The 22157-nt window shown below is 35.9% G+C and carries 16 protein-coding genes and 1 other RNA gene; 13 read left to right on the forward strand and 4 right to left on the reverse strand.

What is annotated here, in order from left to right:
- Positions 1-461 precede the first annotated feature (461 nt).
- From M3627_RS13825 to M3627_RS13875, 11 genes are all read left to right on the forward strand, one after another.
- Positions 462-617, forward strand: a complete 156-nt coding sequence (locus M3627_RS13825) for a hypothetical protein (RefSeq protein ID WP_169359545.1) — start codon at positions 462-464, stop codon at positions 615-617.
- A 75-nt stretch (positions 618-692) separates the two neighbouring features.
- On the forward strand, positions 693-1052 hold the full coding sequence (locus M3627_RS13830; RefSeq protein WP_240949699.1) for a YppE family protein: 360 nt from the start codon (positions 693-695) through the stop codon (positions 1050-1052).
- Position 1053: 1 nt separating this feature from the next.
- Entirely contained in the window at positions 1054-3333 is a 2280-nt protein-coding gene (locus tag M3627_RS13835; RefSeq protein ID WP_251556145.1) for a DEAD/DEAH box helicase, read from the forward strand.
- Entirely contained in the window at positions 3323-4597 is a 1275-nt protein-coding gene (locus tag M3627_RS13840) for a ribonuclease H-like domain-containing protein (protein WP_169359542.1), read from the forward strand. Before M3627_RS13835 ends, M3627_RS13840 begins: the two co-directional genes overlap by 11 nt.
- A gap of 79 nt (positions 4598-4676) precedes the next feature.
- Positions 4677-4973, forward strand: a complete 297-nt coding sequence (gpsB, locus tag M3627_RS13845; RefSeq protein ID WP_169359541.1) for a cell division regulator GpsB — start codon at positions 4677-4679, stop codon at positions 4971-4973.
- A gap of 65 nt (positions 4974-5038) precedes the next feature.
- Positions 5039-5422, forward strand: an RNA gene (rnpB, locus tag M3627_RS13850) — RNase P RNA component class B.
- Between the two features lie 220 nt (positions 5423-5642).
- On the forward strand, positions 5643-7367 hold the full coding sequence (locus M3627_RS13855; protein WP_251556147.1) for a putative bifunctional diguanylate cyclase/phosphodiesterase: 1725 nt from the start codon (positions 5643-5645) through the stop codon (positions 7365-7367).
- Positions 7367-8494 carry a THUMP domain-containing class I SAM-dependent RNA methyltransferase gene (locus M3627_RS13860; RefSeq protein WP_169359540.1) on the forward strand — a complete coding sequence of 376 codons (1128 nt, stop codon included), beginning with the start codon at positions 7367-7369 and terminating at the stop codon, positions 8492-8494. Before M3627_RS13855 ends, M3627_RS13860 begins: the two co-directional genes overlap by 1 nt.
- A 57-nt stretch (positions 8495-8551) precedes the next feature.
- Positions 8552-10453 carry an ATP-dependent DNA helicase gene (locus M3627_RS13865; RefSeq protein WP_251556149.1) on the forward strand — a complete coding sequence of 634 codons (1902 nt, stop codon included), beginning with the start codon at positions 8552-8554 and terminating at the stop codon, positions 10451-10453.
- 182 nt (positions 10454-10635) lie between these two features.
- Positions 10636-12507, forward strand: a complete 1872-nt coding sequence (locus M3627_RS13870) for a DUF7852 domain-containing protein (protein WP_251556151.1) — start codon at positions 10636-10638, stop codon at positions 12505-12507.
- A 413-nt stretch (positions 12508-12920) separates the two neighbouring features.
- Complete coding sequence (locus M3627_RS13875; RefSeq protein ID WP_169359537.1) at positions 12921-13661, forward strand: CsxC family protein; 741 nt, start codon at positions 12921-12923, stop codon at positions 13659-13661.
- 261 nt (positions 13662-13922) lie between these two features.
- Here the strand turns inward: M3627_RS13875 and M3627_RS13880 are convergent, their stop codons facing one another.
- From M3627_RS13880 to M3627_RS13895, 4 genes are all read right to left on the reverse strand, one after another.
- Positions 13923-15590 carry a b(o/a)3-type cytochrome-c oxidase subunit 1 gene (locus M3627_RS13880; protein ID WP_169359536.1) on the reverse strand — a complete coding sequence of 556 codons (1668 nt, stop codon included), beginning with the start codon at positions 15588-15590 and terminating at the stop codon, positions 13923-13925.
- A gap of 1 nt (position 15591) precedes the next feature.
- Positions 15592-16068: a cupredoxin domain-containing protein gene (locus M3627_RS13885; RefSeq protein WP_169359535.1), complete on the reverse strand. Its 477-nt coding sequence runs from the start codon at positions 16066-16068 to the stop codon at positions 15592-15594.
- Positions 16069-16088: 20 nt separating this feature from the next.
- Positions 16089-16211, reverse strand: coding sequence for a cytochrome c oxidase subunit 2A (locus M3627_RS13890; protein WP_169359534.1), 123 nt, complete (start codon positions 16209-16211; stop codon positions 16089-16091).
- Positions 16212-16933: 722 nt separating this feature from the next.
- Positions 16934-17389 carry a chemotaxis protein CheX gene (locus tag M3627_RS13895; protein ID WP_251556153.1) on the reverse strand — a complete coding sequence of 152 codons (456 nt, stop codon included), beginning with the start codon at positions 17387-17389 and terminating at the stop codon, positions 16934-16936.
- A gap of 334 nt (positions 17390-17723) precedes the next feature.
- Here M3627_RS13895 and M3627_RS13900 point away from each other — a divergent pair, with 334 nt between their 5' ends.
- Complete coding sequence (locus M3627_RS13900) at positions 17724-21332, forward strand: dynamin family protein (RefSeq protein WP_251556154.1); 3609 nt, start codon at positions 17724-17726, stop codon at positions 21330-21332.
- Positions 21332-22147, forward strand: a complete 816-nt coding sequence (locus tag M3627_RS21095) for a sulfurtransferase (RefSeq protein ID WP_251556155.1) — start codon at positions 21332-21334, stop codon at positions 22145-22147. Before M3627_RS13900 ends, M3627_RS21095 begins: the two co-directional genes overlap by 1 nt.
- Positions 22148-22157 lie beyond the last annotated feature (10 nt).

Consider the following 22157-nt stretch of genomic DNA (forward strand, 5'->3'; position numbering starts at 1 on the left):
TTTTTTGGTTAAACCAAAAAGTGTTAATTTCATATGGTCTAATTTTCAAAAATACCAGTTCATATGAGAGTGAATGACGTAAATTTTTCTTAACTTGATAGCTATGTCATCCCGTAGGAGTCGCCGTCTGGTGCTCCAATCAATGAATGGGAACAGCTTTAATGTATCGATAAGTGCTAAAAATTTACTCGCATAAGCAGCAAAGTTGAAAAACTGTCACCAACACCAATTTCGTCATCTATTTATGATTTTTATTTGAATGTCCTTTTTATAATGTTTACACTCATTAAGTCACTATAACAAAGAATTGTTAGTCAAAATCAACCTATAAATTTAACAAAGCTTTTCATATTAACCACTGTCGATGTGCCGCTAGTTTTGTCTTATGTATAGAACCTTTGTCGAGTAGGAAGGGATTTATCAGGAAGGAAGGAACTAAACAGTAAAAGGAGAGTGTTAACATGAATAAAATTGAACGTCTTATTGATCAACTAGAGCTTTTGGAATATCTATTGGAGAACCGTTTAAACGAAGAACAGGATCAATTTGAAGAAGATTTTAGTAAATCATCTTTTCGCTTGCTAGGGAAGATGGAAAAATTAGAAAGTAATCTGTAAGGAATGTATGTTCGTTCGAAGCTGGTAATATGCTATGCTTTTTGATAAACTATTACTAGAATGAGAGGGATTACTTTGTCATTAACAAACGTAAATAAACAGCTGCTAATTGAATGTGATAGTTGTATAGAAAGGTTTCACCGTTTTCGTGAAGAAGACCGTGAACCGGATTTTTTTGAAGAAGTAAAGCCATATGCGTATGATATAGATGAATTACTGAACGAATGGGAGCAACTAGTACGTCCTTGGATCCAAATGAAGCGTCCCAAATATGTACATCCGAGTCAAATTGATTCGTTACTTGAATCAATGAGACAATTTGTCGTACAGTCCTTTTATAAAGCCACTAGTAAAAAACGTTTTTTAAAGTCTGTACATTCTTCCAAATATACTTTAGAAACCATTCTTCAAGCGTTACAGGAGGTCGGGGAGTAACATGCTAAAAAACAAAAGTATAGCTGAGCTATTAGATGATTGGAGAATTGATAATAATCGATTTCCACAAATAGAGCATATCCATACTGTGGAGGAGAAAGAAGCCGTATATGCTCCTTTTCCACATCACATGCATCCATCCATCACAAATGCTTTAAAAAATCGAGGGGTGGAACAACTCTATATTCATCAAAGACAAGCCTTCGATGCTGCTTCCTTAGGGAAATCGTTTACTGCAATTACCCCCACCGCCTCTGGAAAATCTCTTTGTTATCATCTTCCCGTATTGCAATCTATTATGGAAGATCCCACCTCTCGAGCAATTTACTTATTTCCGACTAAAGCGTTAGCACAGGATCAGAAAAGTGATTTAAATGAATTGATTCGGGAAAGCGGGGAGGAGATTTTAAGTTATACCTATGATGGTGATACCGAGCCGGGAATACGCCAAAAGATTAGGAAATCAGGACATATAGTGCTGACCAATCCAGATATGCTGCACTCAGGCATTTTGCCGCACCATACAAAATGGGTTTCACTATTTGAAAACCTTAAATATATTATTATAGATGAAATTCATACATATAAAGGTGTATTTGGAAGCCATGTTGCACATGTCATTCGTAGATTAAAAAGAATCTGTGAATTTTATGGTAGTAGCCCTCAGTTTATTTGTACATCTGCCACGATTAAAAATCCTAAGGAGCTTGCTGAGAACTTAACAAACGAATCACATTTACTTATAAATGAGAACGGTGCACCTGCTGGGAAAAAACATTTTGTTTTTTATAATCCTCCGATTGTACATCCCGTTTTTAATGTGAGACGTAGTGCAGTATTAGAAGTGAGAGACCTTGCACAAGAGTTATATGTCAATGGAATTCAAACGATTGTTTTTGCTAAAAGCAGAGTAAGAGTAGAAATGCTAGTGACTTATTTGCAGGCTCTAGTAAGTAAAAAAATAAATGACCAATCTATTCGTGGTTATAGAGGCGGTTATTTACCTTCTGAACGACGAGATATTGAAAAAGGACTCCGGGATGGAGTAATTCGTACTGTAGTAAGCACGAATGCATTAGAACTAGGTGTAGATATTGGCCAGCTCCAAGCATGCATTATGACTGGATACCCTGGCAATATAGCTAGTGCATGGCAGCAGGCAGGACGAGCTGGGCGTAGGCAGGATGAAGCGCTCATAATTTTTGTGGCACAATCTACTGCCCTAGATCAATACGTAGTTAAGCATCCAGACTATTTTCTTGGACAATCACCGGAAGAGGTTCGAATCCATCCTGATAACATGATTATTTTGATGGATCATCTTAAATGTGCCGCTTTTGAGCTTCCTTTTACGACTAGCGACAATTATGGTGAATTTTCAATTCAGGAATTGCTAGAGTTCTTAGAAAGTGAAGGGGTTCTGTTAAAAACAGCAGATAAATGGCATTGGATGTCCGAAAGCTTTCCTGCTAGTAATGTTAGTCTTCGTTCTGCCTCCCAAGACAATGTCATTATAATTGATCAGTCAGTACCTACTAAAACTCGAGTCATAGGAGAGATGGATCTTTATAGTGCGATGACCCTGCTTCACGAGGAAGCTATATACCTTCATCAAGGAACACAGTTTCAAGTAGAGAAATTAGATTGGGAAGAGAAAAAGGCATTTGTTAAAGAAGTGGACGTGGATTATTTTACAGATGCTAATATTGCAATCGAGCTAAAGGTGCTAAGTGAGGATAAGGAAAAAGAAGCTGATATTGGAACACTACGTTTTGGAGACATTATTGTTCTTGCTCAGCCGACCATCTTCAAAAAGATTAAGTTTGATACGCACGATAATATTGGATCAGGTAAAATACATTTACCGCCTTTAGAGCTTCACACTACATCCACTTGGTTTAGCTTTGATAAGCCAAATGACTGGTCGGAAACCTTGCTTTCAGATGCGATGACGGGTGTAGCATATGCTTTGCATTCATTTATACCATTATTTATTCATTGTGATTCTAAGGACATTCATGTAGTCCCACAGGTAAAATCAGTAAACGTGGAGAAGCCTACTTTCTTTATGTACGATAGCTATCCTGGCGGTATTGGTTTATCCGAGAGAATGTTTGACCTATGGAATGACTTAGTTCCAAAAGTTACAGAGCAAGTTGCGAGCTGTCCATGTACTGGTGGGTGTCCAGCTTGTATTGGAGCACAAGATGCTGAAAATAACTTAAAGAAAGAAGTTATAAAATTACTGCATATGCTACAGGTGGATCGTTATGTCATATGAGAAAAAACTATTAGAGATGAAGGGACTTCTGAAGAAGAATGTTCCCGAGAAACAGCCCAAAAAGGAAGTGCCAGAAATTGCACTTCCTTTTTATACAGAACAATGGAAACAAGCTGGTTTAAAGCTTATAAAAAACGAGAAGGGTTTTTTCTTTTTAAAAGAAACATTTTATCGTAAGAAGCATATACATGGAACTATTGGTTTGGATAAGCTGGAGGAGGCAATTTCCTTCATGCAAGAGAGATACCCAAATCATCCACTTACGGTTTCACCAGGTAATCCTTTTTGCTTCTATGATACAGAAACAACTGGGTTAAAAGGGACAGGTGTGCTCATTTTTTTAAATGGTATATTAAAAAAAGCGCCCGGTGGATACTTGCTATCTCAATATGTGTTAGTAGAGCCTGGGCAGGAAGCAGCGTTTCTGTTAGCTACTGAATTTTGGAAAGATACACAAACTATTATCACTTATAATGGTAAGAGTTTCGATATTCCACAGTTAAATACTCGCTGGACGATGAATCGCAATAATCTTCCGCCATTAAAAGAACATGAGCAAATTGATTTAATGCATTCCTCCAAAAGAATATGGAAAGGTGATTTAGAGAGATTTAAACTAAAGCAACTAGAAGAGAGCAAACTGGGCTTTACAAGAAAAAATGATCTTCCAGGACACTTAGCACCCATTATTTATTTTGATGCAGTAAAACAAGGTGATCCTACTAATCTTATGAGAATTTTAAAGCATAATGAATGGGATATCTTATCACTTGCAACTCTCTATACTTTATCGATAGATCTTTTAAAAAAAGAAGAATCACTAGAAACTGCTAACACTTACACGAATATCGGTAAATGGTTTAAAGACCTAAAATCAAAAGATGCGAGCAATAAATGGTTTGAATTCGTTGTAGACCAATTTTCAGAAAGTGAAACAAGCGTCGCATACTTTTATATTGGGTTACATTTAAAAAGACAAAATCTAATAGAAGAAAGTGTAGAAGCATTCGAAATAGCTTTAAAGGAAATTGACGGGAAATATCGTCTAAAGGTTTTGGTGGAACTTGCAAAGCTTTATGAACATCAGAAGAAAGATTATCAAAAAGCATTAGAAAAAACGCAGGAATGCTTAGATTATTGGAGTAAGACTAGGATGGATTCTCCTAAAGGTTTTGAAGGTGAGCTTCTTAAGCGGGAAATAAGAATAAAAAGAAAAATAGATATTTCCCGGGAAAGCGCACAACCTAACAAAAAACGCACATAATCACGCGAAATTACTCCATTATTCGACACCATTATGCTATAATACGAGTAGCTAATTGTAGACGGAAGGAAGATGCTACATGGAATTTAAACTTAAAGCTTCTGATATATTAGAAAAAGAATTTAAAACGGGTCTTAGAGGCTATAACCAAGAAGAAGTAGATATGTTTTTAGACGATATTATTCAAGACTACGAAGCGTTTGAAAAGAAAATCATTCAACTGCAGCAAGAAAACAAGCAACTTAGAGAGGAGCTAGAGGAAGCACCACGTAGATCTGCTCCCGTACAACCAGCAGCAGGTGCAACTAATTTTGATATTCTAAAAAGATTATCTCATTTAGAAAAACATGTATTTGGAGCTAAATTGTACGAATAATATTATATCAAAAAAGAAAATTTGTGTTTTCATGTCAAATCATATACAATGTAATTACCACTTATTTATTCGGGCAATCGCTGCAATGCTTAGACATTGTAGAGGAAAGTCCATGCTCACACAATTCTGCGATGAATGTAGTGTTCGTGCTTAGTGAAAAAATAAACTAAGGCAGCCTTTTGGCTGACGGCGGGATGAAGGCCTAAGTCTTCGGATATGGCTAACAATCTCTGAAAGTGCCACAGTGACGAAGCTGGATAGGAAACTATACAGGTGGAACGAGGTAAACCCCACGAGTGAGAAACCCAAATTATGGTAGGGGCATTTTCTTGAAGGAATTGAACGGATAGAAAAACAGATATTAATCTGTAGATAGATGATTGCCGTCCACATACGTACGAGGTAGTTCACCGTTTGAGTACCGTGGAAACAAAACATGGCTTATTGAGTTTATGAGTGGCTATAATTAATAATACGAAAAGCTCTCCAATCACGGAGAGCTTTTCTTTTCTTGACTACATATTTTATCATGAGAGAGAGTAAAACCTCACCTTATACTATTATTTATCTCAGGTTGCTTGATTGATGTCTTAAAGGCAGGTTATTAATGCTTTAATAGAATTGTATTTTATCATCGAGTGAGTACTGAGGGGAAGCAGGTCATAGAAAGTGAAAAAAGAGCAACATCCCGAAAGCTTTTCTTTGTACCCAAAAGAGCTAGTAGAGAAAGTATTTAATTCCACTACTGAGGGTATTATGATTACGGATGAACATTTAAAAATTACTTTAGTGAATGCTGCCTTTCAAGCGGTTACTGGATATAGCTTGGAGGAGGTTAGAGATAAAACTCCTAGCATATTAAAATCCGGAAAGCAGGACAAATCATTTTACGAGTCCATGTGGAAAGAGTTAGACAAAAAAGGAACTTGGCAAGGTGAAATTTGGAACAGAAGGAAGAATAGTGAAGTATACCCTGAGCACTTAAAAATTACTAGAATTCAAAACGAACTAGGCGAAACTACACATTATTTTGGAGTGTTTTCTGATATTTCCATAAAAAAAAGTGCAGAAAAAGAAATAAAGACATTGACTTCAACGGATTATCTCACAGGTTTACCTAACAGGTTCTCTTTTAATGAATTGTTTTTACAGTTAATTGAAAACTCGACTCCAAATAGCTTCAGTGCACTTTTGTTTATCGATTTAGATCGTTTCAAGCAAGTGAATGCATCACTTGGAAATGAAATAGGAGATAGAATTCTAGTTGAATTTACGAAACGTGTCAGGCATATAACACCAAAGGATAGAATCTTGGCAAGGTATGGTGGAGACGAGTTCTTACTTGCACTTTCACATATTAAATCACATATAGATGCTGGCCAAATTGCTATTGAAATTATTAAAATGCTAAGCAAGCCATTTATAATAGATGATTTGGAAATTTATTTAACCGCTAGTATAGGAATCAGCTTTTTTCCTCAAGACGGACAAGAAATAGATGAACTTATTCACAAGGCAGATAAGGCCATGTACTTTGCTAAGCATAATGGCCGTAATCAATATGCATTTTACTTTGAAGATTTGAAGAGAGATTCGAAAAGGCTGCTGTTATTGGAGGCTGAACTGAGAAAGGCGATACAAGCAAATGATTTCTCGGTCCATTACCAGCCTAAAGTTTCCTTGGAAACAAAAACCATTATTGGAGTAGAGGCTTTAGTAAGGTGGGAAAATGATCAGGTAGGTACTGTATCTCCAGCAGAGTTTATCCCGCTTGCTGAAGAAACTGGCCTAATCATCCCATTAAGTGAGTTAATTATTAAAAAAGTATGTTTAGATATCCTTGAATGGAGAACACTTGATATTAGTAATATTTCAGTATCCATTAATATTGCATCTATACATTTTCAACAAGATAATTTTATTGAAAGAATAAACAACTTGGTAATGCAATATAATTGTAGTCCACAGCAGCTTGAATTAGAATTAACTGAGCGCACTATTATGAAGGATTCGAATAATATTATCTCTAAGCTTATAAAGCTTAAAAGTAATGGATTTAAAATTTCTATTGATGATTTTGGGACAGGATACTCGTCCTTGAGTTATTTAAACCAATTTCCTATAAACTATTTAAAAATTGATAGAAGCTTTATTCAGCACATAACTACCTTAAAGGATAAACAAGCAATAGTGGAATCTATTATTTTAATGTCACATCGTTTGAATATTAAGGTTGTAGCTGAAGGTGTAGAAACTAAGGAACAAGTAGAAATTCTAAGGGAAATGAATTGCGATATTATCCAAGGATACTATTATAGCAAGCCAGTTCCAAGTAAAGGGCTAATGGATTTCTTAGAGTTATGGGAGATCCATAAGCAAGAAGGGAAGGTATAATGACAACATTTAAATTAGTAGCTACTGCTGCAATGGGGCTAGAGGCAATCGTTGCAGAAGAAGTAAAAGCACTAGGATATGAAACAACAACTGAAAACGGAAAGGTATATTTTGAAGGAGATGAAAGAGCAATTGCAAGAGCTAATACATGGCTACGAGTTGCAGACCGTGTAAAGATTGTAGCTGCTCAGTTTCCTGCCAGAACCTTTGATCAACTGTTTGAGAATACTAAAGCGATTCAATGGGAGAAGTTCCTCCCTGTAGATGCTGCTTTTCCTGTACAAGGCAAATCAGTCAAATCAACATTATTTAGTGTTCCTGATTGTCAGGCTATTGTTAAAAAAGCGATTGTAGAAAGATTAAAGCTAGCCTATAAACGAATTGGGTTTTTAGATGAGTCAGGGGCTACATACAAGATAGAAATTAGTATATTGAAGGATGTAGCGACTATTACCATTGATACTAGCGGAGCTGGACTGCACAAGCGCGGTTACCGACATGGTCAAGGGGAAGCACCTTTAAAAGAAACCTTAGCAGCAGCTTTAGTAAAAATCTCTAAATGGAGTCCCAATAGACCTTTTGTTGATCCTTTTTGTGGTTCCGGTACAATTCCAATTGAGGCAGCCATGATTGGGCAAAATATTGCTCCAGGATTTAACCGTGATTTTCATAGTGAGGCTTGGGCTTGGATGCCTCAAAAAATTTGGGATGATGTAAGAAATGAAGCTGAAGATTTAGCCGACTATGACCAACCTTTAGAAATAATTGGTTCAGATATTGATCATAAAATGATTCAAATTGCAGAGCAGAACTCTTTTGAATCAGGCTTTGCTGATTTAATCAGCTTTAAACAAATGCAAGCAAGCGACTTCTCTACGGACTTAATGGATGGCGTAATGATTGGTAATCCACCGTACGGAGAGCGTATAGGTGAAATTGAAGAAATTGAGAAAGCTATTAGTGACTTAGGGCATATGATGGAAAAATATCCTTCTTGGTCAGTTTATATGTTATCTTCCATGGAGAATTTTGAAAATCTGTATGGTCGTAGAGCAACGAAGAAACGTAAATTGTTCAATGGGTTTATAAGAACAGATTACTATCAGTTTTGGGGTAAACGTTCATAACAGTAGGGGAGATTAAGCTCTCCCTTGCTGTTATATTATATTTAAGGGAGTTAGAAAATGAAGCAAGCTTTACCATTTAAATTATCTAAGGACCGTTCTTTCTTTGAATCATTAGGAGACTGGATGGGAGACGTTTTATACGATGAATTACCCGAAAAAGGATTTGAATGTCGTGATGAGCAAATTTTCATGGCTTATCAAATTGAAAAAGCTTTAAAAGAGAAAAATGTCTTGTTTGCAGAGGCTGGAGTAGGTACAGGAAAGACGATAGCTTATCTGCTACCTGCTATTTCTTATGCGAGATATACTGGAAAACCAGCACTTATCGCCTGCGCTGATGAAACACTAATAGAGCAGCTAGTAAAAGAGGCTGGTGATATTTTTAAGTTACAAAATTATTTAGATATAAAAATAGATGTGAGATTAGCTAAATCACGCAATCAGTATTTGTGTCTAAAAAGACTAGAAGAGGCTCAAAAAAGTGGAGAGAATGACTTCTTCATAGAAGAAATTGAAGATGGTGTTCCTGATTTCGTTTATGGTTCTGCTTCTCTACAAAGCATATTTCCTTTTGGTGAAAGAAGCCAGTTTCCTGGAGTTTCGGATGTAGATTGGCAAAAAGTTAACTTCCATCCTACTCAACAATGTACAGTTTGTGATTTGCGCAATCGATGTGGGCAAACTATTCACCGTCAACATTACCGGGAATCATCTGATTTAATCATCTGCTCACATGACTTTTTAATGGAGCATCTTTGGACAAAAGACTCTCGCATTCGTGAAGGGCAGCTACCTTTTTTACCTGAAGTCTCTATGATTGTACTGGATGAAGGACATCTATTAGAATTTGCAGCTCAAAAAGCACTTACATATGAAGTGCAGAGTGAAACACTGATCCGTTTACTAGAACGGGTGATGGTTGACGGTGTCCGAGAAAAAACGTTAAATCTTATGGAAATACTTCAAAATACACATGAGAAGATTTTTAGTGTTTTAAGAGTTGGTAGTGTTACTGAGGAAACCGAACGTATGAAAATTGATAAATCACCTCAACTAATGCAGCTATGTAAGCAGGCGATTAAAATTACAGACGACTTGCTTGAGGAATTTGTATTTGAATCGGAACTGTTTACAATTCCAGAATATGAGCTAAGAATGGTAGAAGAATTTTTAGAGCAGTATTCATTCTCGCTAAGGCTGTTTACAGAAAAAGGTGATGGCGTTGAATGGCTAGAAATAATCGATGGCTATGAAACACTTATTATTATGCCAATGCTAGTAACGGATATTTTAAATGAAAAGCTATTTAGTACTAAACTGCCTGTCATTTTTTCTTCTGCAACTTTATCCATAGAAAAAGATTTTACTTATTTGGCAGATTCTTTAGGAATTGAGAAGTATCAATCATTTTCTGTACCATCACCATTCGACTATGATGAGGTTATGAAAGTAACAGCTCATCATGTTAGTCAAGTAGAAAAAGTTCATGAAACCGATAAGATATTGGAATCTACTAGTCAAACACTCATTTTGTTTAAGTCTAAAGCTGCGATGGATCATTTTAGAGCATCGACTCAAGCTAAGGACATTGCTTTTGAAGGGGATCGTGAGCTTTCAACAATTGTGAAGGAATTTCAAAATGGAGAATTCTCTACCCTTTGTTCTTATCATTTGTGGGAAGGCTTAGACTTGCCTAAAGAAGCTTTAACTCGAGTAATTATCTATGATCTGCCATTCCCACCAGTAGATCCATTATTCGATGCAAAACGTTCGTTTTCTAACAATCCCTTTGAAGAAGTAGAATTACCGTTTATGCTTCTTCGACTTCAACAGGGAATAGGTCGTCTTATCCGTACGTCTGAGGATCACGGTGAAATTCACCTTCTTCTAAATGAGTCAGAAGCATTAATAGAAGATCGTTTTGCGCGTGTCTTACCTACCACCATTTCAAATGAATAATACTAAAATTTAACCTTTTACTTTATAGAATCGCCATTAAATTCCTCGAATTCCTCCTAATTATAAGGAATTTGTGAAGTCATATGACGATCTTTGAAGTAAAAGGTTTTTTTTTGAACGAATTCCTTCTAACTGAATAATATAAATAATACAGGGCAAACGTCTCAAGTAATAAGAGAAAGGTGGGGTTAATCATACAAAATATAGAGGATGGAGTTGTCTTTACGAAAGAAGAGGCTGTGACATTTAGTATTGCTAGTGACTTTCACTATAACAATTCAGAGGGAAAATTGACTGTTCCATGGTTTGATTATGGTGCGTTCGTTGAAATTAATAACAATCAAAAGAAATGTATATGTTTTTCAGTTTCACAACTATTTGAATCGGCTGAAGTGAAAAGTGATGAAGAAGTATTTGAAGATGATAGCTTAACTGAGATAGAAGAAGTATATGCGTCTGATATTAAAAAAGTAAACAGACGTACTTTCAAAAGAAAACGGCGCAGACGATTTATAGCCACAGTACCATCTGAAGATAACATTATGATAAATGGCCCTCAAGAAAATACAAAGGAAAATAGTTTATTCAATTTTTTAAGGGAAGAAAAAAATTCACTTAAGCCATACTATCTGCTATCAAATAATAAAAAGAATATTAAACAGCCTAATCAACTAAAATATATTAGGGCTTATTTGCCAAAACCGAGACGTAAAATAAATCCTGTATTAGAGTATGAAAATGCAGATTATAATCATGAATTAGAAGTGATGGCTTACATTGAGTCAGAAGAAGAACCAACAGAATGGAATGCCACAGAACAAACACCGCTCCAGGATTCTTCCTTCTTTATTGAGGCGCAAGCAATCGAGATCCCTTCCCTACAAGAAGATTCAAAACAAGGGGAATCTATAGAAGAAACAAACATGCCTACAATACCTTCCTACGACAGTAAAGAGGAAATGTTAGTTTTAGGAAATGATGTAGATTATTCTTCCATAGAAATTGCTCATGAAATAGATCCATTAGATTCCATAACTAAAGAATTAGAAATTAAAAATGAAGATAATATAAGATTTATGGAAGAAAGTCTTCGAGACACGTATTTGTCTGAAATGATTAGTAGTCTGAAAAAAATTATTGCTAGTAAAGAAGCGGGTGAAAGTGATGACTTCAACACTTTACCAGATAATACTCATCATCAAGAGGAAAACATACCTACTATAGTAAAAGAATCTCTTATAGAGGAAGAGGAAATATTACTCACTAACTTAGTTGCAGAAGAAAATTCTCAAAATTTAGAGGAAGTAATTTATAGAGTAAAGGGACCCACTTCTAATATAAAAATAAAAACCATATATATTCCGTTTTCTACCTACGTAGATATTGAAGATTTTATGAACCCTGCACTTTATGGTAGTGCAAAGCAGGAAGGGTATAATTTTTTACCTACAAACAACGATCATTTTCCACTTTTAGATACAGTATTTTTTGATAGTATGTACTTTTTTCAAGAAGAACTCTATTGCCATCTGTTAGGTTATAAAGTGCATGAAATTCTCTTTTCTGCTCATAACAATGACTCACAAAAACTATCTGTAGCAGAAAATAACCTATATAAGTCCCAAGTTAAAGTTAGACATAATTCAGGGCAAAAGGAAAATAAGCTCCCGTTAGCGGTGCATATTAAAGTACCTGTAATTATAGGGGAGTATGATGTTGAAATAAGCTTAAAAAGAGCCTTAGATTTAGAAGAAAGAGTAGTTAATATTAAAGAACTATCAAAGGATATTCAATTGGCTTCTTGTAAATTCATACCTTCCTCTTTCGAGCAATCCAACGAAGAAGGTGTCCAACAGGCAACGAGAGGAAAGCTGTTAATAGAAGGGACTATTATACAAAGAATTGAATATACCGTGTTGTCGGAAAGCGAGGAAAAGCTAAGGAAAAAAGATTTACCGTCTGAATCGCCTAAAGTGCAACAAAATGCTGTAATTGAATTAGTTTTGCAGCTTTTACAAGTTCAGAAAGTGTATTATCCATCTACAAAAAAATAAACTCCACTTGTACTGTAATTTTGTTAGTGCAAGTATCTTTTTTAATGTAGCCATCTCTAACGAATGAGTTCGTTGGTGATGGCTTATTTAATTGCTCATTATTTATATAAATCTTTTAAGCAGTAGGCGACGAGTCCAGTGGGATCAATGCTATACACGGTTCCTAGCTCCTTCAAGAGAATGGTGATCATGAATTCCATAGAGCTAGTAAAATTTAAATTAGTGGTTGTGAATAGTTAGAGGAAATCTCTAAGCTATATTACACAAAAGAGTTATTTAAACAGTGAAATAGATAAATAATATCGACATAATTTACGTTTCTGTGTCTATTGCTTATACATCCATCGGTGATTTTACATAACTTAAAACAGAAATGAATTAATTTCGCAAAAAATGAATGGAGGAAATTTTAAATGAATGAAGAGAACGGTTTAAACAATGGCGATTTGTCCAATGTTTACCCATGTCCGGTAGATAATGCAAGGTCTCTACCACAATTACAGGATGATCCTGTTGATCCTTGCGTAGTACCCGATAATTTTTACCCGATTATTAAGGTGCCAGCTGTATTAGCGGAAACTACAATTCAAATAGTAGTAGAAGCGGATATATCATTAGATCCACCTGCAAGCGAAATCAAAAGAGTACACAAGGATGTATTCTTAACACAATGTAAGCTTGTACCGGTAAGGTTTGATCCGATGGATTCTTGCGATGGCTCTCGCAGAGTTACTAGAGCTAAATTATTTGTTGAAGGATTTATTAGAAAGGACATCGAATACGCAACTGATGATTGTAACGGTGTAATTTACGATCGTATTGCTTCCGTACCTTTCACAGGCTTTGCTGACCTAAATGGGTCTGATTTTATTCTATACCCTATCATTACTAAGTCTTCTGAAAGTCAATCCCGTTTCATTAATCCGAAAAACAGTGAAATGCCTCGTTTAGATAAGTATTTCTTTGAGAACAGTACTTTCTATAATGAGCAGCCTTATTGTGAATTGGTGAGAGCTGAGTTTTTCGAGCTTGACTACTCTCCGTGCTTAGTGGATATGCGCGATACTTTTGATACGCTTACAGAGAAAATGGTAGTAGATCTAACTTTAAAAGTACTACAAATTAGACAAGTAAGAGTACGGTCAGAGGGGTAAAAATTTAAATAGGCAAAGCCCTATTTGGGTGGGCGTGTGCTTAAATATGTATAATGATAAATACATTTTTAAAAGGGAGTGCTCTAAAAGTCAGAAATTTGGCTTTTACGGGTAGTCCCTCTAACGCCTTGTCCATACATAGAAACTACTAAAGTTTGTAAACGGCGAGATGATTAACAAGTGCAAGATTATAAAAACAAAAAGAGAGACTGTTTATATGAATAGTCTCTCTTCCATCGTATATATTTAAAAGAATGATAGTTACCAGAATTTATAACCTTTTGAACCTGGAGGAGCATTTTGAATCATATCAAACACCGGAACCGTATAAGCAAATAAAATTAAGAAAATACAAATCGTTAACCATATTTTCCAGTTTTCGAGTGCCATCGGTGTTTTTTCTGCATTTTCGGATACTTCTCCAATTGGAAATTCTGTATCACCTTTAGGAGCAAACCATACTAATTGAGCTACTATATATAAGACTAAGATGATACCGATGAATAAAATTGTACCGCCAACTGCTTGTGCGATTTGGTACGGAACCCACTCGGCTGCCTGGGCAGATTCACCATAGGTTGAGAAATCTGATCGGCGGGGGGCTCCCAATAATCCAGCAATATGCATTGCCCCAGACATGATGGACATACCTACTGCCCAAACAATACCTTGTATAATAGCTAGCTTATTCATTTGTTTAGTCAACACTCTCCCAGTAAGGTGAGGGATTAACCAATAGGCTGCTCCAAAGAATGTTAAAACGACAGTTGTTGCTAAAGTAAGATGGAAATGACCTGTAACCCAGATAGTATTATGTACTACTTGGTTCATTTGGTTAGATGCATTGATAATACCACCAGCCCCAGCAGGGATGAAGGCAGCCATTCCGATAAATGGTACTAGGAATCGCGCATCCTTCCAAGGTAGCTTTTTAAACCATCCAAATACGCCTTTTCCTCCAAGCTGTCTTCCACGAATCTCAAATGAAGCAAACATAGAGAAAGCAGTCAGAAGGGAAGGTATAACTACCATCATTGTTAAAACAACTTGCAAGTACTTCCAAAATGAATCAATACCTGGCTCTGTCAATTGATGATGGAATCCAACTGGGATAGAGAAGATTAAGAACAGCATAAAGGATAATCTTGCTAGTGCGTCCGAATAAATTTTACCTCCAATAATTTTCGGGATGATCACATACCATACCATATAAGCTGGCAATAACCAGAAGTATACTAATGGGTGACCGAAATACCAGAAAAGTGTACGAGAGAGTAAAACATCGATTTTATCTACCCAGCCTAAAGACCATGGGATTAATTGGAATACTACCTCGACTGCTACACCAAGTGAACAAATAATCCACATAGTTAAATTTACAATAACCATAAAAGTTAATAATGGGCTAGGTTGCTTTGGATTTGCTTTACGCCATTCCATATATTTCATGATCAAGCCAGCTCCGCCAATCCATGAGCCTACTACAACTAATGCCATCCCAACATAAAAAATCCAATGCGCTTGAAGTGGTGCATAAAAAGTATACAACACAGATGCTTCGTTTAATAAAACCATTACTGCAGCAGCAGTAGTCCCGGTTGTCATTGTCCAAAAACCAATCCAACCTAGTGTTCTCTGTTTATCTGTTAATGTGCCGGAAGTACGGCTAACAGCAGCAATTTGAAAACCAAATATAAAGTAAGTAGTTAAAATAAGTCCTAATAAAACACCATGAACAGTTAATAATTGATAGTAACCTATACCCCAAGGAAGGGTGAATTGCCCAGAACGTACAAGGGTTTGTAAGAGTCCGCAAAGTCCTCCAATTAATAGTGCAATAAAAGCTACATGAATATGAGCCATTGCAAGCTTGCCATCACGACGGTCAACTTTCACAAAGCTTTGGGCTTTTTCTGTTATTGTTGCCATGTTACTCAACCACCTTTAACTTCGATGTCATAGACGTGTGTCCTACACCGCAATATTCGTTACATAAAACTAAATACTCTCCAGCTTTATCTACAGTTGTTACATATTCTGAAACGTAACCTGGTTCAAGCATCATATTAATATTTGTATCTACTATCTGAAAGCCATGTATAACGTCTTTCGTTGTAGCTATAAATTTAACCGTAGAACCTAGTGGAACTTCAAATTCTTGTGGGTTATAGAAGAATGCGGATGCAACTACTACTATCTCATAATCCCATTCTTTACCTTCTACTTTGTGAACTCCTGGGTTATTGAATGGAGCAATCTCGTCTACTCGCTCATGATCAATATATACTTTTGCACTTGGTGGATGTGAACCATAGTGGAAGGCGCTAAAACCAACTATTATTAAAAATAAAACTAGTGAACTAACACCAAATGTTATCCACCATTTTTCATACTTGTGAATATGCATAACCTTTAACCTCCATTAGTTTAAAATCTGTCAATAAATAAATAGAATGCGAAAAACCAAGTGACTAAAATAAATATACCGACAACGCTAACTGATATAAGCGTCCCTTTTAGTTCTGGTTCTTTATTTTGTTTTTTGGACATCTGTCTTACACCTCCAAAACTTTCCTTCTTTTTCTATAGGTACATCATAAATTTAAAAAAACAAAGTTGATGTGATATTTATCACACATACAAAGGTTATATGTGAAGATACTGTGAAATAATTTGAAAGTAACAAAAAAGTAAATAGGAATTGTTATAAAAGTTATATATTAATTTTTAGTGGGGAAATATAAGTGTATGGAAGGATTAACGCATTTTTATGTTGGCTTTGTTAAAGAGTAAGGTTAATTTTATGAAGCAAAGCAAACTTTAAATCAGAGAGTAGAATTGATTTCCGCCCCAGCCGGACGCTTTCCTCGGGGTGAGCGATAAGCCACCACCCATCGCTTACGCGCGTGGTTGTGATGTCTTATCTGTCTCACTCATCCCGTAGGAGTCGCCGTCTGGCGCTCCAATCAATAAATGGGAACAGCTTTAGCATCGATAAAGCGCTAATAAATTTATTCGCATAAATATAGCTTTTATATTTTAGAAAATTTGATAATGAGGGCAACACTTATATCATGGGGCATGACAGCGATTTTTAAGGGATAATTATTAGAAAGACTATTGTCTCTATCCGCTTGAACAACTGCTATGATGTAACAAAAAAAGCCCTGAAAATTTTACGATTTGTAAAATTTCAGGACTTTTAACTTAAAGGAGGATTTTTTTCCATTCTCTTCGATGCGTACAAAGTATTAAGAATTATGTATAACTATCTAATCTTCATCAACAGTCAGAATAATAGCCATGGGACCTATGTCTGTAACTTCAACGGGTAGAAAGAAAGCCTGTTGGAAACCATATAACTTACTTTGTCCTACAATTACAGTAGGAGGGGTTATATCTATTTCTAATCCTTGTTGTGCAACAACCGTACATAAATTACCTGCAATCATGTTTCCTAGTTCGCCTGTAAAAGATTCAAGCATTTCTCCCTCTAAAGGCATACCAAACATAGAGGCACCAACAGATGAAAAATAATGAGAAGATGCATCTATTATAATTCTTGCTTTCATATCGCCTACAATACCGATCAGTACAGCCATTTCCACTACCTCATATGGTTGAGACAAGAGAGTAGGTGGGGTATAACTAAGGTTTAAAGGGATGACTGCTTTTATAGATTGAATCGTCCCATTCAATATAGTTTGTATGTTCCTAGAAAGAGTCATCTTTTTCCTCCAAGTAGTAAAGTTGAATCAATTTTAGCATAATATCTAGTCAAAAAGAATATATTTTATAGTCATTTGTGAATTGTTATGTTATCATTTAAATGAGAATGAATATCAAGTTCAGTTGAGAGGGAGATAGTCATGTTATATATTTTAATTGGCTCAACAGTTGTTATTTATAGCGTAGTTACAAAGCATGTATTAAGTTCAATAACACCTCATTCAAAATAAGAATTATTTATGTGATGACTTTATGACAATAAAGTCATCTTTTTTTATATTTTCTGATATGATATACATATTGTTTATTAGATAAAAAGGGGAAAAATTTCAAATGGATCAATTAGAAGAACTACAGAATATTAAACAGAAAAACGCTTTGCTTGCAGCTATCTTTAAGCAAAATAAGGATAATGAAAGATATGCCAAGTCAAAGCTATTTGCAGATAAATTAGAAAAACAAACATTTACCATTGCTTTTGCTGGTCACTTCTCAGCAGGTAAATCTAGTATGATTAATGCACTCGTAAATGAACAACTGCTACCGACTAGTCCCATACCTACGTCGGCTAATATTGTAACGGTAAATAAAGCAGATGAAAATTATGCGATTGTCCACTTTGTGGATCAGTCTCCTGTTAAATTCTCAGGAGAATATGATATACAGCATGTAAAAAAATATTCAAAGGATGGTAGTAAGGTTTCTCAAATAGAAATTGGTCATAAAACATCTGGGCTTCCAAAAGGTATTACCGTTATGGATACGCCTGGTGTTGATTCTACAGATGACGCTCACCGAGTGTCAACAGAGTCGGCGCTCCATCTCGCAGACATCGTATTTTATGTGATGGACTATAACCATGTACAGTCTGAATTGAACTTTCAGTTTACAAAACAATTGCTGCATTACAATGAAAACATATACTTAATCGTTAACCAGATTGATAAGCACCGAGAAGAAGAGTTGTCTTTTACTGCTTATAAAGAATCTGTGTCATCTGCTTTTACCGCGTGGAATGTAATTCCAAAGGATATTTACTATACCTCTTTAAAAAACAGAGAGATGCTACATAATGACTTTGAGCAAGTAAAACAAATTGTAAATGATTCCATCCTTCATAAAGAAGAACTTTTTTTACTTTCAGCTACAGCTACATTAGAAAAACTAAAAGATGAGCATCTGGAATTTTTAGAAGAGGAAAAAAAAGGTCTACAGCATGAGCTAAGTTATTTATTAACCGAGGAAGATTGGATTAATGTCGAAGAAATCTTGGAACAGTTTGAAGTCTCTGAGAAACAAAAAAAGCTTCAAGAAAGCGACGCTTGGAAAAAGGTATTTGAATCTAACAGAAAAGAAATTTTAAGCAATGCCTCGATAATGACGTATGAAATTCGGGAGAAGCTAAAGAGTTATGCGGAAAGCAGGCAGGATAACTTCAAAGTTGGCTTCTTATCGAGTAAGAAAAAGACGGAACAAGAAAGAAATAATAGGTTAACAGAGACAATTGAGCTACTAGAGACAATTGTTTCCACTCATATTACGGCACATATTAAAAACTTAATGAAGCGGATGCTAAAAGATGTTGGTTTATTAAATGACAGTAAGACAAGTGAAATAAATAATATGTCATTTTCATTGCCATCCGAAATTATCGTAGATACGATGCATAATGGGGCTAGTACAACAGGTGATGCGATATTAAATTACGCAAATCGTGTAAACGATGCAGTTAGCCGATACTTTGTAAAAGAAACGGAAGCTTGGAAAGAAGAAAATATTCAATATATTGAAGAGCATTCTTCTACTGAAGACGAGCAGTTTAATAAGAAAACGGATACTTTAAGAGAAAAACAAGAAGCTATTTTAAAAGTGACAGAAATAGAGAAAAGGGTAGAGGATCTTAGCAAGTTAGTAATAGCTCCTACTCTTCAAATTCGAAAGGATAGTGTCGATCTTTTAAGTGAGTGGAACGAAGAACGTCAATTGTTCGAACGTTCTATTGTGGAATATGTAGAGACAACTGAAGAGGAAGAAGAGGCAGTTAATGCTGTCGCTACTGAAGAGGAGAGATCTGAGGAAGCTCCAATATTAGCATTTGATGAAATTATTCACCGTGCAAATAAGATTGGAGAGATTTTAAAAGAGCTCCCTGACTTTCAGGAAGCTGCTTCCGTTATTAAGAAGAAAGCAATGCGGGTAGAAAACCAACAATTCACTATTGCGCTTTTTGGAGCTTTTAGTGCCGGAAAATCCAGTTTTTCTAATGCACTGATGGGAGCTAATGTGTTGCCTGTATCCCCAAACCCTACTACGGCAACCATAAATAAAATACATCCCGTAACAGATACTCACTTGCATAATACCGCTGATGTTAGCTTGAAGACGAAAGAGCAGCTTTTGGAGGATGTTAAGTTTGCCTTTGAACAGTTAGGAATTACTATTACTTCTTTAGAAGAAGCCTTCGAAAAAGCTCCAGCTGCAGTAAAAGAGAACTCTACTGAGGAAGTTCATAAATCCTTTATTAACGCATTTTATATCGGATACCCTGCTGTAAAGGACAAGCTGGGAGAAGTTTTAAATGTAGATGAAAAGGAATTTTCTCTTTTTGTCGCACAGGAATCTAAAAGCTGCTTCGTAGATTTTATTGATTTCTATTTTGATTGTGAGTTAACAAGATTAGGAGTAACTTTAGTTGATACTCCGGGAGCAGACTCCATAAATGCTAGACACACAGGAGTCGCTTTCGACTACATTAGAAACGCAGATGCAGTATTATTTGTGACGTACTTTAACCATGCTTTTGCTAAAGCAGATAGAGAATTCCTAATTCAGCTTGGCCGTGTGAAGGACTCTTTTGAGCTAGACAAGATGTTCTTTGTAGTGAATGCAATTGACCTTGCAAGTAATGAGGAAGAGGCAGATTTAGTAAAGCAATATGTCAAGGACGAGCTACAGCGTTTTGGTATTCGTTTCCCTCGAGTGTTTGGTGTCTCTAGTCTTCAAGCTTTGCAAGAAAAAGAAAATAAGATGCAGCTGCATAAAGGTATGGAGCAGTTTGAAAAATCATTCCATCAATTCTTAGAGCAGGATCTTAAGCAAATTGCTGTCATTGCTTTAGAAGAGGAATCGAATCGCCAGAAAAATAAATTGTTATCTCTCATCCAACAAACCGAGGCTAATCTAGCTCGAAAAGAAGAAAGACTGACGGAGCTTACTAATCAAGAAGAAAAAATAAGAGAACGATACACACAGTACAACGCTATATCCTTAACAAAGGATACGACGCAAGAATTAGAGTCACTACTTTTTTATGTTTTACAACGTGTGTATTATCGCTTTAATGAATTTTTCAAGGAAGCTTATAATCCTTCCCTGTTTTCTAATCACAGCGCTTCCGTTGCTTTAGACATCGCTCTAAAAGATATTCTTCAAATGATTCGTTTTGATTTGGAGCAGGAGTTACGTGTAACCAACTTCCGAGTTCTTCAATTTATCCAGAGACAAATAACCCAGCTGGATAAGGAAGAAATGAGAATCTTAAAGGATTGGAATGGAAGCTTAACTTTTAGCCCTCATGAAAGTGAGGACTATGAATTATTAGAGTTTGTAGGTCCTTTCCAAGACAAAGATAAATATAGTCACGTAAAATCATACTTTAAAAATGCTAAGTCCTTCTTCGAGAAAAATGAAAAAGAAAAGTTAAGGGATACTCTATCTGAGGAAACAAAAGTAGAAGCAACAGCCTATATCGAACAAGAGAAACAAAGACTGGTTGAATGGCTCATCCATTATGCTGAGCAAGAAATAGAGCGAGCTCGTATAAAATGGCTGAACGAATCATTACAACAGCTTGCTGCTGAGCGAAAACTGTTGGAGCAAGAAGAGACGTTGAACCGCTGGAAAGATATTTATCAAAAAATTCAGGGTGGAGGTAATGCTTAGTGACTAAGGTTTTTATCGATCTAACTGATATTGATGCTAATACTACAAGGTTTATCGATACACGCTTTAACCTAGCTGATTCTAAGGCTGGATTTGTTTTGTTTCAAGATGGGCATGTAGAAGGTGCGGTTTACTGGGACTTAGAAAAAGATCTTTCTAATATGGAGGATGTTCATGGTAGACATCCAATGATTTCGAAAGAGAAAATGACAGAACTCATACAGAGCGCAGGACTATCATTGGATGACCAAATAGTTATATACGATCAAGGAGCAGTACCTTTTTCTTTAAGAGCATATTTTTTACTAGAGTGGGCAGGCTTTAAGAATGTTAAAGTTTTACGTCAAGGTTTTGAAGAAATAAAGAAAGCTCTTCCCATTTCTAAAAATGTAACCTATTATGACAAGACGAGAGTAGTTCCAAGTTGGAATGATAATATATTGTTAAATATGGACGATGTCCGTGAGGTTGTAAAAGGGAACAAGAAAGGTCAGTTAATCGATGCACGTGCAGCTGCTCGATTCAGAGGCGAGATAGAGCCAATTGATCCGATAGCGGGTCATATCCCCACAGCAATTAACTTTGACTGGGAACAATTAAAGCAGGGTAGTACTTTTTTAGACAAAGATTCATTAACTGCAAAGCTAAGTGAGCTAACGAACAAAAAGAAGCCAGTTATCGCGTACTGCGGAAGTGGGGTAACTGCAGCTCCATTATATGCAACCTTAAAAGAAGCAGGATATGAAGATGTTAAATTATATGTTGGTAGCTATAGTGACTGGATTCGCGAGAACGAAATAGAAACATCTATATAACTAATATAAA

This window comes from Psychrobacillus sp. MER TA 171 (assembly GCF_023713305.1).
In the GTDB taxonomy this organism is placed as follows: domain Bacteria; phylum Bacillota; class Bacilli; order Bacillales_A; family Planococcaceae; genus Psychrobacillus.